The organism is Pseudomonas sp. GW822-FHT03F04, from assembly GCF_058801405.1.
The window spans coordinates 59,202-75,954 of the sequence record NZ_JBXANF010000014.1; the positions used below are offsets into that span (position 1 = coordinate 59,202).

Sequence of the window (16,753 nt, forward strand, 5' to 3'; positions counted from 1 at the left end):
CATGGCGACGGGTTTGGTTCAGCGTTTGCGCATCCGCTCTGCCAGCGCACCGATCGGTCGGGTCATGCTGCGTCGCAAGCGTTGAGAGAAGGATTCGCCCTCATAGATCGGTGCCGGGGTGACCACTTCATTTGGCTGGCTGTACTGCGGAAAAAGACTGAGTGCATGGGCACGGTTGATGCCATGCATGATCGCCGGCGACCACATCTCCAGGCTTTCCAGCGTCCGGCACTGCAGCGCCGTGGCGGGAGCCGGGGCGAAGGGATAGTCACTGCCGAAAAGAATGTGTGACGGCTCCACCAGTTCCTTGAGCGCCGCCATGGAATAAGGTGACGGTGACAACGCCGTGTCGAAGTAAAAGCGACGGATGTAGGTCATGACGCCTTGCGGCGCGTGCTGCTGAAATTCCGGCAACATGTTGGCCAGCGAGACACGCCAGGCTACAAACGGCAGGAAGCCGCCGGAGTGGGACAGAATCCAGCGAATGCCGGGATAGCGCTCCATGGTCCCGCCAAGGATCAGATTGACCGCCGCGCGCGTGGTGTCGCAGAGAAACTCAATGAGAAATCCCGGGGTCTGCAGACCGATGCTTTCGCTGGTCTGGTGCATGTTGGGATGGATGAATACCACGGCTTTTCGGCGGTCGAGTTCGGCCATCAGTTCGTCGAAGCGCGGATCACCCAGAAACACCCCGTCGGTGCTGCCCAGCAAAACAATGCCCTCGGCCTTAAGCACGTCCAGCGCATGAACGGCTTCACGGCAAGCGGCCTCGGTGAACGGCATCGGCAGCACCGCGAAGTTGCCGAAGCGGCTCGGATAGCGTGTACGCATCTGCGCAGCGAACTCGTTGCAGCGTCGCGCCAGCTCGCTGGCTTGTTGGACCCCGTCACCGAAGTGGACGCCGGGCGCAGACAGCGAGGTAATTGCCCGTTCGATGCCGTTCGCATCCATCACCTCAATGGATTTTTCCGGGGTCCAGTCTGGCAGCGGCGCTCCCGCAACGGAGTGCAGCCCTCTGGCATTCATCGCATCGACGAATGCAGGTGGAATGATGTGATGGTGGACATCGATACGGCCTTGCTTGATTGACATGCTGACTCTCTTGTTTGGGCTTCGACCGAGCGCCTGCGGCCACTGGGTAAAGAACCGTGCTCGGTGGCCGCACAGCTCTTGAGATCAATATTGAACATTTGTGTTCAATTATGTCAATGATCGGCAAACGCTGATTTGCTTTATTTTGAACGCGCTTGTTCAATGTCCTGAATCTCTCCGTTGGAGCTCATTGCTTTGAAACTCAGTCCCGTGCAGAAGCGCATCCATGAAGCTGCGATCCGGCTGTTTGTCGAGAAACGTGTCGAAGAGGTCAATGTCAGCGAACTGGCACAGATCGCCGGGGTAGCGCGCGGCACGATCTACAACAACCTCAACTCGGTGGAGACGCTGTTCGAAGATGTCGCCAGCCAGCTCAGTGCCGAAATGAACGACAGGGCCGCGCGCAGTACAGATCCCCATGCGTCCCCTGCCGTCCGCTTGGCCACCGGTATCCGCCTGTATATCCGCCGCGCCCATGAAGAGCCGCACTGGGGGGCATTCATCGTGCGCTACGGGGCCAGCAATGAGACGCTGCAACAGATGTGGGGCGGTCCACCTATGCACGATGTGCTCAGCGGCCTGACCAGTGAGCAATACAGCTTTAGACAGGAGCAACTGCCTTCGGTGATGGCGATGATCGGAGGTGGCGTACTGGGGGCCACGATGCTGGTACTTCAAGGTCACAAGACCTGGCGCGACGCGGGTTCCGATATGGCCGAATTCATTCTCAGGGCTCTCGGCGTGCCAGCGGATGAAGCGCGCGGCATCGCTACACACGATCTGCCCCTTCTCGCAGCCTGAAGTCCTACGCTGATTTTCTTGAGCCAGATCCCTTGGGGAATCTGGCTTTTTTATTGCCCGAAAAAAGATAATTGAACACCGTTGTTCAATTCTAATCTTGAGTGTTAGAGTCTGTCGCAAGCACTGACCCACCGCCCGGGTCGAAGTGCCTTACGCCAGGAACTGACAATGAACAATAAAGAACCTCTTCCTGCCCTGACCTCGCGCACGGTACAAGTGGGTCGTCGGCAGATTTTCATCAGCGAAACGGGCGTCGGCCATCCCCTGCTGATGCTTCACGGTGGCGGAGCGGGAGCCTCGGGGCTCTCCAACTACTCGCGCAATATCGAATCGCTTGCCCGGCAGTTCCGCGTCATTGTGGTCGACATGCCCGGTTACGGCCGATCCACCAAAGGTGTGGAGCGCAAGGACCCCTTCGGCGATCTGGCGGGGGCGATGCTCGGCCTGCTCGACACCCTGAACATCAGCAGCGCTCACGTGGTGGGCAACTCGTTGGGTGGTGCCTGTGCCTTGCGCATGGCGCTGGATGCACCCGGCCGGGTGTCGGCTCTGGTGCTGATGGGCCCCGGTGGCGTCAATACCACTCGCAGCCTGCCGTCACCCGGTCTCAAGCTGCTGCTCGACTACTACAACGGTGAAGGCCCGACGCTGGCCAAGATCACGCGTTTTATCCGGGACTACCTGGTGTATGACGGCAGCCAGGTCAGTGACGAGATGATCCGCGAGCGTTTCGAGGCGAGTATCGACCCGCAGGTCATTGCGGCCCCTCCCCTGCGCCGGCCAACCGGTATTCCCCGCTTCTCGCGCTGGGATTTCACCCGCGATTCACGCCTCAAGCATTGTCAGGTTCCGACCCTGGTGCTCTGGGGCGCGGACGACAAGGTCAATCGTCCCAGCGGCGGTGAGGCGCTGCGCAGCCGCATGCCGGATTGCAACCTCTACCTGTTCAGCCGGACCGGTCATTGGGTTCAGTGGGAACGTGCGGACGAATTCAACTCCGTGACTCTGGCGTTCCTCGCCAGTCGCACAGCGCGCTGAGTTGTCGTCATGAACAATCAAGCAACGATCAGTCGGACAACGACGGACATCTTCGGCGCCAGCAGCATGGGCTATGCATTGATCGAGTCCCGCCACCTGGCGCGTTGGCGTGAGCTGCTCCAGCACGGCATCGGCCTGCACCTGGCCAGCTCGGACGAGCAAACCCTGGCTTTTCGTATGGATCAGCACCAGCGGCGGATCATTATCCAGCGCGGTCCGCAGGAAGATTTTCTTGCCGTCGGCTGGCAATTACGCGACCAGTCCACCCTCGACGAAGTGCTCAAGCGCCTGCAACGCCTCGGTATCGAAGCGCAACCCAGCCAACCGGAAGAAGCCGCACAACGTGGGGTGAAAAGGTTCTGGCGGGTGCTCGGCCCCAAACGTATGGCCGTCGAGCTGTTCTGGGAGCCGCTGCTGAGCGACAAGCCGCTGAACATGCTCAGTGCAGGTTTCATCACCGGGTCCGCCGGCATGGGCCACCTGGCGATCACCTCGCGCAAGCCACAGCAGATGCAGCGTTTCTGGCAGGAAATATTTGATGCAAGAGCCAGCGACCACATCGTCGAGCGGATTGCCGGAGTGACCCTGGACATTGATTTCTTCCGGGTCAACGAACGTCACCACTCGATTGCCATCGCCCGCGTGCGTGGCCTGCCGATGGATCCGATTCGTACCCGAGTGCAGCACATGAACATGCTGACCACCTCGGTCAGCGAACTGACCAACGCCTATTTGCGCTGCCGGACCCTCGGTTTCGAAATGGCCCACGAAATCGGTGAGCACCCCAACGACCGTGAGCAATCGTTCTACGTGATGAGCCCCAGCGGTTTCGAGCTGGAACTGGGTTGCAACGCCAGGGTGGTCGATGAGGCGCAGTGGCGCACAACCTCCTATCAAGGCATCAGCCTTTGGGGGCATCGCCCGGAGAAAAGCGGTGCCTGGCACACGTTGACCACCAACCTGGCCAACTTCGCCCGCGCCACACGTTCATTGCTCAAGCCCGAATATTCACCGCTGTAAGAGAGATATCGTCATGAATAACAAAAGCGAGTCTGTAACGAGCGTCGATGTGATTATTTCCGGGCTTGGCCCGACGGGCGCCACGCTCGCGCATCTGCTCGGCAAGCGTGGTCTGTCGGTGCTGGTGCTGGAACGCGAGCCCATGTTTTATGGCAACGCCCGGGCGGTCTATACGGACGACGAGTGCATGCGCGTCATGCAGGCGGCCGGCGTTGCCTCCGAGCTTTCAGCCAACATGCAAGTCGATACGCCCGCTCAGTGGGTGCTGGCCAATGGCAAGATCCTCGGCCAGTACTGGCGCCTCGATCGCCCCTATGGCTGGCCGATCATCAACTTCCTTTACCAGCCCTGGCTGGAAACCACGCTGAGCGATCTGCTCGAGCGCTATCCCAATGTGAGGGTTGCCCGTGGTCGTGAACTCACGCAGTTCACCCAGGATGAACAGGGCGTGACCGTGACCCATCAGGCCACCAGCACCTTCCGCTTCAGTGATGCGACGGATGCCCGTCAGGCCTGCGAAATCGATCCGGATCCGCAAACCATTCGCGGGCGCTATCTGGTGGGGGCTGACGGCGGCCGCAGTACGGTCCGTGAGGCCTTGGGCATCGGCATGAGCGGCAAGAACTTTCCCGAACCCTGGCTGGTGGTCGACCTGGAAATGAAGGAAGGCGAGGATGCCTTGCGTCATCTGCCCTACTTCAGCTTTATCTGCGACCCTGAATGCCCGACAGTCTGCTGTCCTCAGCCCGGTCGTTTCCATCGCTTCGAATTCATGCTGATGCCCGGCCAGACTCGCGAACAGATGGAAGACCCGACCGTGGTGCGTAACCTGATCAGCCGCTACGTCGATCCGGACAAGTTCGAGGTCAAACGCAAGCTGGTCTACACCTTCAACGCGCTGGTGGCGAAGGATTGGCGCAAGGGCCGGGTTTTGATTGCCGGCGATGCTGCCCACATGACGCCGCAGTTCATGGGCCAGGGCATGAGTTCCGGCGTGCGTGACGCCTACAACCTGGCCTGGAAAATCGACGCCGTGATCAAGGGGCAAGCCGGTGATCGGCTGCTCGACACCTATGGCAGCGAACGCTTCCACCATGCCAAGGCGATGATTGATATTTCGGTGCAGATGAAGGACTTCGTCTCGATGTCCAGCCCGGTTTCCAGCCTGATGCGCAACCTGCTGGTCAAGACCGTCCTGGCGACGCCATTTCTCGGCCGCTATGTTCGCGAAGGCCGTTTCAAACCGGCCCCGACCTATGCCCCTGACAGCTATCTGGGCATGCCTCGCCGCCATCGGCGCTCGCCGGAAGGCCGGATGATTCCGCAACCCGAAGTCCGCACCTTCAAGGGCCAGCGTGTATTGCTCGATGATCTGCTGGGCGACGGTTTTGCCTTGATAGGACTTGAGGTCGATCCACGCGTCCACCTGAGTCAGGCGTCCCGGAAACTGCTGGATATCCAGCACACACGCTTCGCCACCCTCTTCCCGTTCGGCACCCGTCCACAGGGCGCCGGTACCGATCGTTCCAATACCCAAGAGTTGGTCGAACTGGAGGATGTGCAGGGTGAGATGGTCGCCTGGTTCAAACGCTCGGGGTTCTCCAGCGGAGCCATCGCCGTGGTGCGCCCGGACAAATTCACCTTCGCCATGGTCGAGGCTGCGGATCTGGATCGGGCCATCAACGAACTCAAGTTCCAGCTGCAATGGAGCCCCGGCGCTGAAGTCGTCGCAGACGAGCCTCGGCTGCTGAGGAAAATCGCATGAGCCAGTTCCCTTTGCAGCCTCTGCAAGACGCCGCCGCTGCCTTGGCCAGAGCACGGGAGCAACGCGAGCCCTGTGCACGGATCTCGTCCACTTTCGGTATCGATTCGTTGACCGGCGCCTATGCCGTACAGGAGATCAACACCCAACGGGCCCTGGCCCAGGGGCGGCGTCTGGTCGGCCGCAAAATCGGACTGACCTCGGCTGCCGTGCAACAGCAACTGGGCGTCGATCAACCGGATTTCGGCATGCTGTTCGCCGATATGGAAATCGCCGATGGCGGTGAGATCCAGATCAGTCAGTTGATTCAGCCCAAGGCCGAAGGCGAGATTGCGTTCGTTCTGGGCCGCGATCTTCCGTATGAAGATACGACCCTCGCGGAACTGCTGCGGGCGGTCGAGTACGTGGTGCCTGCGCTGGAAATCGTCGACTCGGCCATCGAGAACTGGAACATATCGCTGGTGGACACGGTGGCGGACAACGCTTCATCAGGGTTGTATGTGCTGGGTAAACAGCCGACTCCACTCGCCTCGCTGGACCTTCGGCTGGAAGGCATGCTGCTGGAAAAAAATGCCGCCACGGCTTCGATCGGTGTCGGTGCCGCATGCCTCGGCAATCCGGTGGACGCCTGCCTGTGGCTGGCTCGCACCATGGCCCGGATGGGCCGTCCCTTGCAGGCCGGTGAGGTGCTGCTTTCCGGCGCCCTGGGGCCGATGACGCCTGTCGTGGCCGGGGACAGCCTGCACTTGCACCTGACCCGACTTGGCCAGATCCGTTGCCGCTTCATCTGACCTGCCCGTCCTTCTGCGCCAGGCTGTCGTGGCCTGGCCAATTTGAGAGATTGCTCCCATGAGTCAAACCAAACTCAAGGTCGCCATCATCGGCTCCGGCAACATCGGTACCGACCTGATGATCAAGATTCTGCGCAACGCCAGACACCTGGAAATGGCGGTGATGGTCGGGATCGACCCTGCATCCGACGGCCTCGCCCGCGCCGAACGCATGGGCGTCGCGACCACCCACGAGGGGGTTGAAGGCCTGGCCCGCATGGACGCGTTCAAGGACATCGATTTCGTCTTCGACGCCACCTCGGCTAGCGCCCATATCGAGAACGAAAAACGCCTGCGCTCGATCAAGCCGGGTATCCGCCTGATCGACCTCACTCCGGCGGCTATCGGCCCTTACTGCATTCCAGTGGTCAACCTGGAGCAAAACCTGGATCGACTCAACGTCAACATGGTCACCTGTGGTGGTCAGGCGACCATTCCAGTGGTCGCCGCCGTATCCCGTGTTGCCCGGGTTCACTACGCCGAAATCGTCGCCTCGATCGCCAGCAAGTCTGCCGGCCCCGGCACCCGCGCCAACATCGACGAGTTCACGGAAACCACCTCCAGGGCCATCGAAATGGTGGGTGGGGCTTCCAAAGGCAAGGCGATGATCATCATGAACCCCGCCGAACCGCCACTGATGATGCGTGACACGGTATTCGTGCTGTCCGAAACCGCCGATCAGGCGCAGATCGAGGCTTCCGTCGAGGAGATGGTGGCGGCAGTCCAGGCCTATGTGCCGGGCTATCGCCTGAAACAGAAGGTTCAGTTTGACGTCATTGCCGAATCGACACCTCTGAACATTCCGGGACTGGGGCGCTTCAGCGGCCTCAAAATCTCGGTATTCCTTGAGGTCGAAGGCGCCGCCCATTACCTGCCTGCGTACGCCGGCAATCTCGATATCATGACCTCCGCTGCCTTGGCCACCGCCGAGCGCATGGCGCAGTCGATGCTCAACGCCTGAGGGGCCCGACATGACATTCAATCCCGGCAAGAAAATCTATATCTCCGACGTCACCCTGCGCGACGGCAGCCATGCCATCCGCCATCAGTACTCTCTTCAGAATGTGCAGGACATTGCGCGCGCACTGGACAAGGCCAGGGTCGATTCGATCGAAATCGCTCACGGCGACGGCCTGCAGGGTTCGAGCTTCAACTATGGTTTCGCTGCCCATACCGATCTGGAATGGATCGAAGCGGCGGCCGATGTCCTCGAGCACGCCAAAATCACCACCCTGCTGCTGCCGGGGATCGGCACGGTGCACGACCTCAAGGCCGCCTATGACGCCGGTGCACGGGTGGTGCGCATCGCCACGCACTGTACGGAAGCCGACGTTTCGAAACAGCACATTGAATATGCTCGCGAGCTGGGCATGGACACCGTCGGTTTCCTGATGATGAGCCACATGATCGCCCCTGAGCACCTGGCGGCCCAGGCCCGGCTGATGGAAAGCTATGGCGCCACCTGCGTGTACATGGCCGACTCCGGTGGCGCGATGAACATGCAGGATGTTCGCGAGCGCTTCCGGGCTTTCAAAGCCGTTCTGAAACCGGAAACCGAAACCGGCATGCACGCCCACCACAACCTGTCGCTGGGCGTCGCCAACTCGATAACCGCCGTCGAGGAAGGCTGCGACCGGATCGATGCAAGTCTGGCCGGAATGGGGGCTGGTGCCGGCAACGCGCCGCTGGAGGTTTTTATTGCCGCCGCCGAACGTCTCGGCTGGAACCACGGCACCGACCTCTACACGCTGCTCGACGCCGCCGACGACATCGTCCGCCCGCTGCAGGACCGGCCGGTGCGGGTCGACCGTGAAACGTTGGCACTGGGTTATGCCGGCGTCTATTCAAGCTTCTTGCGGCATGCCGAAATTGCCGCCGCCAAATATGGTCTCAAGACCCTCGACATTCTTGTCGAGCTGGGCAAGCGGCGCATGGTCGGCGGTCAGGAAGACATGATCGTCGACGTCGCGCTGGATCTGCTCAAGCGTTGAACCGTGCAACGTTGCCGGCTTATCGCCCATGCCGCGGTGGGCCGGTCTCGGAACTGTATCCGGTGGAGCTCCGGCAGCGTGTCAGCGCTGCGACTTCGGGTGTCCACGATATGCACCTTGTTCTTATCATTTGACGAGCCGTTTTTCCTTGGACGGCCGATAACCGAAATAGGCGCTGTAGCACTTGCTGAAATGACTCGGCGAGACGAACCCGCAAGCCACCAGCACATCCACCTGAGACAGCTCGGTGTGCTGCAGCAGACGCCGGGCCTCGGTGATGCGCAGTTCCATGTAATAACGCTGCGGCGTGGTGCCCAGTTGTTCCTTGAACAGCCGCTCCAGCTGACGCCGGGAACGCCCGGCATACACCGCCAGTTGTTCCAGCTCCAGCGGTTCTTCCAGGTTGGCATCCATCAGCTTCACCACTTCGCGCAACGGCGCGCTGACGCTGATGTTTTCGGTGGGTTTGATCCGCCGGTAGCGCGATTCCTCGAACGCCAGAATGTCTTCGATCCCTTCGACAAGCGCCTTGTCGTGCAGGCTCTTGATCCAGTCCAGCGCCATGTGGAAGGCGCCGGACGGACTCGATGCCGTCAACCGGTCGCGGTCGATTACATAGGGCTCGCTGCTGACCTGGGTCGCTTTGGAGATTTCCGCCAACGCCGGCCGATGTTCCGGGTGGATCGCACAGCGATAGCCTTCCAGCACTCCTGCCCGCCCCAGAAACCATGAACCGTTCCACAACCCGGCGAGTATCACTCCCGCCTCGGCGGCCATTTTCAGCAGACCGATAAACTCGTCACTGGCCTTCAATTCCGTGCGGTAGCCGCCGCAGATCACCAGCAGATCCAGTTCTTGTATCGCGCCCGCCTCCAGTCGCGCATCCGGGCGAATGACCAGACCCAGATCGCTGATCACCTCGCCATCGCTCAGACCAAAGGTTCGCGTGGAAAACAGACCGGGGCGCAGCAGATTCGAAGTAATGATGGTGTCCAGCGCCTGAGTAAACGCTGGCAGGGAAAAATGCTCCAGCAGCACAAAACCCGTGCGGGTCATGCGCCCCGCCCCGGAGGAAGGCTCGTTCAGGTAGCGAAGGTTCTTGCCCTTCATGCCACCGCTGAATTGGCGTCGTTCGATCAAGGTGTGGTCCATCGGTTTCATTGTTGTAGCGCCATGCTAACCGCCGGGGCGGCAAAATACTCGGGAATGAACGCAATTCGCCCCAACCGGCACGCGCGTGCCGATCGGGGCGAAAGTGACCTGCGGCGAACCGCGATGGATCAGGACGCGTCGATCCAGATGGTTTTCAACTCGGTGTATTGGTCATGGGCCCAGATCGACTTGTCGCGCCCGCCGAAACCCGACTCCTTGTACCCGCCGAAAGGCGTCGAAGCGTCGCCCTCGCCGAAGCAGTTCACGGTGACGATGCCGGCGCGGATACCCCGCGAGAGTTTCAGCGCATGGCGCAGGCTGCCGGTGTAGGCCGAGGCTGCCAGGCCATAAGCCGTGTCGTTAGCCAGGTTGATCGCTTCGTCAACGGAGGTGAACGTGGTCACGCTCAGCACCGGGCCGAAGATTTCTTCCTGGAACAGACGACTGTCACGGCCGACGCCATCCACGATGGTCGGTTCGACGAAAATGTTGTCGGCCGTATTGCCCCCCGCCAGCACCGAAAGATTCTCGTCCCGGGCATGGTCGAGGTACGAGCGGACCTTCTCGAAATGCGCCTTGCTGATCATCGAGCCCAGACGGTTTTCCGGGTCCAGTGGATCGCCCATTTTCCAGTCGGCCAGATGCACCTTAACGCGCTGGAGCAGTTGTTCCTTGATGTCCGTGTGCACGATCAGCCGCGACGAAGCCGAGCAGTTCTCGCCCATGTTCCAGAACGCACCGTTGACCACGTGCTGGGCGACCAGATCGACGTCTTCGACATCGTTCATCACCACCGCCGGGTTCTTGCCTCCGCACTCCAGCACGATGCGTTTCAGGTTGGATTCGCTGGAATACTTGAGGAACAAGCGCCCGGTTTCGGTGGATCCGGTGAAGCTGACCATCGCGACATCCGGATGACGGCCCAGCGGTTCGCCCGCCTCCTTGCCGCCGCCGGGCACCACGTTGAACACACCGGCTGGAAGCCCCGCCTGATGCGCCAGCTCGGCCACGCGAAGGGTGCTCAGGGTGGTTTCCTTGGCCGGTTTGACCACGATGGAGCAACCGGCGGCCAGCGACGGGCCGATCTTCCACGCGAGCATCAGCAGCGGGAAATTCCACGGCAACACCAGGCCGACCACGCCGATCGGTTCGCGTACCACCATGGTCACCGCGCCGTTACCGGTCGGCGCAGTCGAGTCGTAGATCTTGTCGATCAGCTCGGCGTGCCAGCGCAGGGTATGAATCGTTTCGGGCACGTCGATGTTCTGGCATTCGCGGATCGGTTTGCCGCTGTCGAGGCTTTCCAGCACCGCCAGTTCATGAGAGTGGTCTTCCAGCAATTGGGCGAACCGCAGCAACACCGATTTGCGCGCCGAAGGCGCCAGCCCTTGCCAGCGCCCGTCTTCGAACGCGGCCTTGGCGGCGGCGACAGCAACGTCCACGTCCTGGGCACCGCAAGCGGTAATCTCGGTCAACACCGCTTCCGTGGCCGGGTTGGTCGTGGTGAACGTCTTGCCGGACAGCGCGCTGCGAAACTCGCCGTTGATGAACGTCTGATTGCGAAACTCAAGCTTCGCCGCCAGTTCGCGGTATTGCGCTTGACTCAGAAGTTCGGCCATTTCAAACCTCCGCGACGATGCGCGCGACATTCTGTTTGAGGGTTTTGATCACGCTTTCCAGCACTTCCTTCTCGGACGCTTCCAGCGGCTGCATCGGCTTGCGCACGCCACCGGCACGCAGGCCGACCAGCTCGCTGCCGTGCTTGATCGACTGGACGAACTTGCCGCTTTCCAGCACGTCCATCAGCGGCAACAGGGCCGACATGATCCGCCGCCCTTTGTCGAAGTTCTTCTCCAGAACGCAGGCTTCGTACAGCGCGATGTGCTCGGCCGGAATGAAGTTCGAACCGGCGCAAACCCAGCTGCGCGCGCCCCAGGCAAAGAACTCCAGGGCCATGTCGTCCCAGCCGCAGGACAGCTGGATCGAGGAATGCGAATGCGCCAGACGATGCAACTGGGCGGTGTCGCCGGAGCTTTCCTTGATCGCGACGATGTTCTTGCAACCGGCAATCGCATCGAAGAACTCAGGGCCCATCGCTACGCCCATCCGCGCCGGATAGTTGTAGAGCATGATCGGCAGACCGGCAGCCTTGTCCACGGCCAGCACGTGCGCGGCGATTTCCTTTTGCGTCGGCAAGGCATACGGCGGCGAGCCCACCAGAATGGCGTCGGCCTCGATCGACTTGGCGTGCTCGGCGAAGGCCACCGCATCTTCGGTGCGGATCCCGCCCGTGCCGATCACCAGCGGAATGCGACCGTTGATCACTTCCCTGGCGCGCTCGGCCACTTTCAACCGCTCGGCGGTGGTGTGGGCGTAGTACTCGCCGGTCGAACCACCGATAACGATGCCGTGAACCCGCGACTCGATCAGGTACTCGAGCACCTCGGCGAAGGCCGAGTAATCGATCTGGCCATCGGCGGACAAAGGCGTAATGGCGGGGGTAAAGATGCCGTCAAAGTTCATAGGGTTTTCTCCAGTGTTTGCAGTGTTCAATCGCTAAGCCCTCAATGACTCGAAGACCTCATTCAACTTTCTCGACCGGCGCGGTACTGCCCCCACTTGAGGTTCATGTTCACCCCGAGGGAAAGAAACGGTTGCGGTGGATTGCCGTTGGGCCCCGGCGCTTGCAGCAGGAAATCGATCAGTTCGTCACGCTGCCCGGCCAGCCAGTCGGCCAGCAACTTGCCGGTGACCGTGCCCCGGGTCACGCCCAGGCCATTGCAACCCAGCGCGCCGTAAACGTTCGGTGCCAGTTCGCCGAAGAAGCCGTTGTGGTTCCTCGACATGGCCAGCGCGCCGCCCCAGGTGTATTCGAACGGCACGCCCGGCAGCATCGGAAAGCGCTGATCGAACGAGGCTCGGTGACGGTGCACGAACCGCTCGTTGTATTTGCTGTTGCTGCGCCCGTCGGGGTTGAAGCTGAAGCTGTTGCGGATCAGCAAGCGGTTGTCCGGCGTGCGGCGCACCGTGGTGCCGAACGGATCGGCCGGAATCGCGCCCCAGAACGGTTTGCCACCCAGGCGCGCCTGCTCTTCTTCAGTCAGCGGCCGAGTGATGCTGGCGTAGGTGTAGATGGGCAGCATTCGCCCCTGCAGAAAGCCGAAACGCATGCCGAACGAGTTGTTGGCGAGGATCAGTTTGTCGGCGGTGATGCTGCCGTAAGCGTGCTTGAGAACCGTCTGGCGGCCGTACTCCACTTCCAGAATTGGCGTGCGTTCGTACAAGGTGACGTTCGCCGGCAGACTGTCCGCCAGCCCTTTCACCAGCGCCGAAGGCTGAACCAGCACCGCACCGGGCGTGTACAAGGCCTTGCGATAAAAGTGCGTTCCCAGGTGCGAGGGCAACTCGTCCGCATCGATCATCTGATAAGGCTGACCGAGTTTGTCGAGCCCCCGGCGATAAGCCTCCAGCACCGCAATGCCACGCTCTTCGACGGCGGCCTGATACTTGCCGCAGGCTTTCATCTGGCACTCGATGTTGAACCGGTCGACCAGGCAACGCAGGATCGACTGGCCGGCCAGATTGAGTTTCAGACTGGTCCGGGCCAGGTCGATATCGCCGATGTAGTCCTCGGCCCCGATGTCGTGGGGCAGATCGATGGCAAAACCGGCATTGCGACCGGACGGCCCCAACCCCACTTCCTGCGCCTCGACCAGCACCACTTCGTCATCAGGAAAACTCAGCGCCAGTTGCCGGGCAGCGGCCAGCCCGGTGAAACCGGCACCGACAATCACCCAACGGGCCGAGCGATGTCCCCGATGACCGGGCTCGGGGCTGCGTGGGCGGCTCAGGTGGAACCAGCCACAACTGTCATCATCGGCAGGTAGCGAACTGACTTTCATAGTGTTGAACCGTCTATCGTAGGGAGGACAAATCGAACCGGCTTACTTGGCCGCCGCGCGCGCATCGCTCAGCCAGCCGTCGTAGCTTTGCTGGTGGGCCTTGATCCATTCGGCGGCGTGGCGCTTGATGTCGGCGAGGGACTTCTCGCCCTGCTGCATCTTCAGGTTCTGCGCACTTTCGTCGGCGGTGCTGATGCTGACTTCGGAGAGGAACTTGCGGGCCACCGGGTTCTTCTCGGCGAATTCCTTGTTCATGACGGCATTGATCGTGTCCACCGGAAAGCCGAGGTTTTTGCCTTCGTAGAAGGTGTCCTTGCTTTCCTTGCCGTCAGGCAGGTCGGTGTACGGCACCGGCAGCCAGACCACGTCGCGCCCTTCGACCAGCACGCTGGAAATCCACTGCGGCACCCAGGTGAAGAACAGCACGGGCTTGCCTTGCTGGTAGCGGGCGATGGTGTCGGCCATCAACGCGAAGTACGAGCCGCGGTTGTCGACGACGGTGGGTTCCAGGCCGTAAGCCTTCATGTGGTGCTCGACCATGACCTCGCAGCCCCAGCCCGGGTTGCAACCGGTCAGATCGGCCTTGCCGTCACCGTTGCTGTCGAACAGTTTGGCGATCTCCGGCTTCTTCAGATCCGACAGATCCTTGATGTGATAGGCGTCTGCGGTTTTCTTGTCGATCAGGTAACCCTGCAACACGCCCTTCATGATCTGCCCGACCTTGACCATCACGTCATCACCGCCGGCCTTTTCATAAAAGGCTTCGTGCAGGTTTTCCCATTCATGCACGGTGAAATCCGCGTCGCCGTAAGAAAGCGCCAGGAACATCGCCGGGTAATCGGTCTCCTTAGGCTGCTTGACGTCGTAGCCCAGTTCCTTGAGCCCGGCCATGACCACTTCACCGCGAAAACGCTCTTCGGCGATGGTCGGGAAAATCGGCGTGATCGACACACCGGCGCCGGGCTTGTTGGCGTCAGCCGCGTACGCTGCGGAACACAGAATCGTGCCCATGACTGAAGCAACCAGACTCGCCACGACGCTTTTCTTGAGATTTGCCAGTTTCATGTTTCACCACGCTTTGGAGTTTTGATCGGTGAGCAGAAAGGTTCAGTTAATGACCGCACGAGCAACGTTCTTCTTTTTCTTCAACTTCATGACCAGGCCGACCGGCCCGCTCTCATACCAGCGCTGCCCGGTGGCCAGATCGCTGCTGCGTTCACCCATGGCCTGGGTCAGGCGATCGAGGAACACCGCCAGCAACACCAGCCCTGCCCCGCCGACACTGGCCAGGCCCATGTCGAGGCGACCGATGCCGCTGAGCACCATCAGCCCCAGCCCGCCGACCGAAATCATCGAGGCGACCACCACCATCGACAGCGACAGCATCAAGGTCTGGTTCAACCCGGCCATCATGGTCGGCGCGGCCAGCGGCAGTTGAACCTTCATCAGCATCTGCATCGGTGTGCAGCCAAAGGCCCGCGCCGCCTCGACCTTGTCCGCCGGCACCTGACGGATGCCGAGATTGGTCAGCCGTACCAGCGGCGCGACAGAGAAGATGATCGTGACAATCACACCGGGCACGTTGCCGATGCCGAACAGCATCACCACCGGCACCAGGTACACGAACGCCGGCAGGGTCTGCATGGCGTCGAGCACCGGGCGGATGATCATTTCCGTGCGGTCGCTGCGGGCACAGAGGATGCCCAGCGGAATCCCGATCACCGCGCAGAACAACAGCGAGGTCAGCACCAGCGCCAGGGTGACCATCGCGTCGTTCCACACGCCGATCAGTCCGAGCCCGGTCAACGTCGCCACACTGAAGATCGCGATACGTTTGCCGCCGATCTGCCAGCTGATAAGCCCGGCGATGATGATGAAGACCGTCGGCGGCAGCGAAAGCAGCCCCCACTGGACGCCGTCGAGCACCTGATCGACCGGCCAGCGAATCGAGCGGAAGACATCCCGGAAGTTATGCACCAGATATTTAAGGGCGGTTTCAACCCACGACCCCAGAGGAATATTCAAACTCTGGAAGGGATCCAGAAAGTTAAAGTCGGACATGACGCTACCTCGCACTTGCGTACTGCGTGATCATTCTTTTTAAACAGAAGCGCTGTTAAACAAGCGTTCAGTTATTACCGAGACAACTTAAAAGATGCCCCTGCGAGATCGACCCTTTATAAAGTCCAACTTCATCGACCACCGGCATCGGTGTTGAAGAAGCGGCGACTATATGAAAGATCTCGCGCAAGGAAGCGTCGGCCTTGATCGGGGTTTGACGGGCCGGGTCATACGTAATGCCCGAATCGGTTTGCGCGATATCGCCTGCCCGCAATATCCGGCTGGTGTCGAAACCGTTGAAGAAATCCCGGACATACTGGTTCACCGGGTTGCACAGCAATTCACGGGGCGTGCCGATCTGCACCACGCGCCCGCCCTCCATGATCGCGATGCGATGGCCGATGCGCACGGCTTCTTCAATGTCGTGGGAGATGAAAATGATGGTGCGATCCTGCTCGGCCTGAAGCTTGATCAGCTCGCCCTGCATCTCGCTTCGGATCATCGGATCGAGCGCGGAGAACGCTTCGTCCATCAGCAGGATGGCCGGATCGTTAGCCAGCGCCCGGGCCAGGCCGACCCGCTGTTGCATGCCGCCGGAGAGCTGATGGGGGAAGCACATTTCCTGCCCGGAAAGCCCGACCTGTTCAAGGGCGCCCATGGCCCGGCAGTAACGTTCCTTTTCGCCGACTCCGCTGATTTCCAGGCCGAAGCTGACGTTGTCGATGACGCTCATGTGCGGCATCAAGGCAAACGACTGGAAGACCATGCCCATGTCTTTGCGGCGCACCTGCAACAGGTCCTTGTCGCCCAGACCGGTGATTTCCCGGCCATTCAGAAAGATGTTGCCGGCGGTGGGTTCGATCAGGCGATTGAACAGTCGGACCATGGTCGATTTGCCGGAACCGGACAAACCCATGATGACAAAGATCTCGCCTCGCTTGACCGAGAAGTTGGCATCGAACACACCAATGGCCTGCCCGGTCTTTTTGAAGACTTCGGCTTTCGATGCACCTTCTTTTATCAACTTCATGGCCAGTGCTGGCTGTGAGCCGAAGACTTTATATACATTCTTGACGCAGATTATTTCGTCGGAGCGAGTCATAC

At 60.8% G+C, this 16,753-nt stretch carries 15 protein-coding genes; 7 read left to right on the forward strand and 8 right to left on the reverse strand.

Annotated features, from left to right (window positions below; translation table 11 throughout):
* Positions 1-18: 18 nt before the first annotated feature.
* Positions 19-1,092: an amidohydrolase family protein gene (locus tag AC1RMX_RS27260; protein ID WP_096821691.1), complete on the reverse strand. Its 1,074-nt coding sequence runs from the start codon at positions 1,090-1,092 to the stop codon at positions 19-21.
* A gap of 195 nt (positions 1,093-1,287) precedes the next feature.
* On the opposite strand from AC1RMX_RS27260, the gene AC1RMX_RS27265 reads away from it, so the two are divergent.
* The 7 genes from AC1RMX_RS27265 to dmpG all read left to right on the forward strand — a co-directional run bounded on the left by AC1RMX_RS27265 (position 1,288) and on the right by dmpG (position 8,534).
* A complete protein-coding gene (locus AC1RMX_RS27265) occupies positions 1,288-1,893 on the forward strand; it encodes a TetR/AcrR family transcriptional regulator (RefSeq protein WP_096821825.1) in 606 nt (201 codons plus the stop codon).
* A gap of 168 nt (positions 1,894-2,061) precedes the next feature.
* On the forward strand, positions 2,062-2,931 hold the full coding sequence (locus AC1RMX_RS27270; protein WP_493073591.1) for an alpha/beta fold hydrolase: 870 nt from the start codon (positions 2,062-2,064) through the stop codon (positions 2,929-2,931).
* A gap of 9 nt (positions 2,932-2,940) precedes the next feature.
* Entirely contained in the window at positions 2,941-3,951 is a 1,011-nt protein-coding gene (locus AC1RMX_RS27275; RefSeq protein ID WP_493073592.1) for a VOC family protein, read from the forward strand.
* A 13-nt stretch (positions 3,952-3,964) separates the two neighbouring features.
* Positions 3,965-5,716, forward strand: coding sequence for a bifunctional 3-(3-hydroxy-phenyl)propionate/3-hydroxycinnamic acid hydroxylase MhpA (mhpA, locus tag AC1RMX_RS27280; RefSeq protein ID WP_493073593.1), 1,752 nt, complete (start codon positions 3,965-3,967; stop codon positions 5,714-5,716).
* Entirely contained in the window at positions 5,713-6,504 is a 792-nt protein-coding gene (locus AC1RMX_RS27285) for a 2-keto-4-pentenoate hydratase (protein ID WP_096821687.1), read from the forward strand. Before mhpA ends, AC1RMX_RS27285 begins: the two co-directional genes overlap by 4 nt.
* 58 nt (positions 6,505-6,562) lie before the next feature.
* Positions 6,563-7,504, forward strand: coding sequence for an acetaldehyde dehydrogenase (acetylating) (locus tag AC1RMX_RS27290; RefSeq protein ID WP_096821686.1), 942 nt, complete (start codon positions 6,563-6,565; stop codon positions 7,502-7,504).
* A gap of 10 nt (positions 7,505-7,514) precedes the next feature.
* Complete coding sequence (dmpG, locus tag AC1RMX_RS27295; RefSeq protein ID WP_096821685.1) at positions 7,515-8,534, forward strand: 4-hydroxy-2-oxovalerate aldolase; 1,020 nt, start codon at positions 7,515-7,517, stop codon at positions 8,532-8,534.
* Between the two features lie 126 nt (positions 8,535-8,660).
* On the opposite strand, the gene AC1RMX_RS27300 is transcribed toward dmpG, so the two are convergent.
* From AC1RMX_RS27300 to AC1RMX_RS27330, 7 genes are all read right to left on the reverse strand, one after another.
* Positions 8,661-9,686 (reverse strand): GlxA family transcriptional regulator, encoded by a 1,026-nt coding sequence (locus AC1RMX_RS27300; protein ID WP_096821824.1) that lies wholly within the window; start codon positions 9,684-9,686, stop codon positions 8,661-8,663.
* A gap of 128 nt (positions 9,687-9,814) precedes the next feature.
* On the reverse strand, positions 9,815-11,305 hold the full coding sequence (locus AC1RMX_RS27305; RefSeq protein WP_493073595.1) for an aldehyde dehydrogenase: 1,491 nt from the start codon (positions 11,303-11,305) through the stop codon (positions 9,815-9,817).
* Between the two features lies 1 nt (position 11,306).
* Positions 11,307-12,209: a dihydrodipicolinate synthase family protein gene (locus tag AC1RMX_RS27310; RefSeq protein WP_493073596.1), complete on the reverse strand. Its 903-nt coding sequence runs from the start codon at positions 12,207-12,209 to the stop codon at positions 11,307-11,309.
* Between the two features lie 62 nt (positions 12,210-12,271).
* Positions 12,272-13,588 carry an NAD(P)/FAD-dependent oxidoreductase gene (locus AC1RMX_RS27315; RefSeq protein WP_096821682.1) on the reverse strand — a complete coding sequence of 439 codons (1,317 nt, stop codon included), beginning with the start codon at positions 13,586-13,588 and terminating at the stop codon, positions 12,272-12,274.
* 42 nt (positions 13,589-13,630) lie between these two features.
* Positions 13,631-14,653, reverse strand: coding sequence for a glycine betaine/L-proline ABC transporter substrate-binding protein ProX (proX, locus tag AC1RMX_RS27320; RefSeq protein ID WP_493073598.1), 1,023 nt, complete (start codon positions 14,651-14,653; stop codon positions 13,631-13,633).
* 42 nt (positions 14,654-14,695) lie between these two features.
* Positions 14,696-15,649, reverse strand: a complete 954-nt coding sequence (gene proW, locus AC1RMX_RS27325; protein WP_085708380.1) for a glycine betaine/L-proline ABC transporter permease ProW — start codon at positions 15,647-15,649, stop codon at positions 14,696-14,698.
* Between the two features lie 67 nt (positions 15,650-15,716).
* A complete protein-coding gene (locus tag AC1RMX_RS27330) occupies positions 15,717-16,751 on the reverse strand; it encodes a quaternary amine ABC transporter ATP-binding protein (protein ID WP_493073599.1) in 1,035 nt (344 codons plus the stop codon).
* Positions 16,752-16,753: the final 2 nt, after the last annotated feature.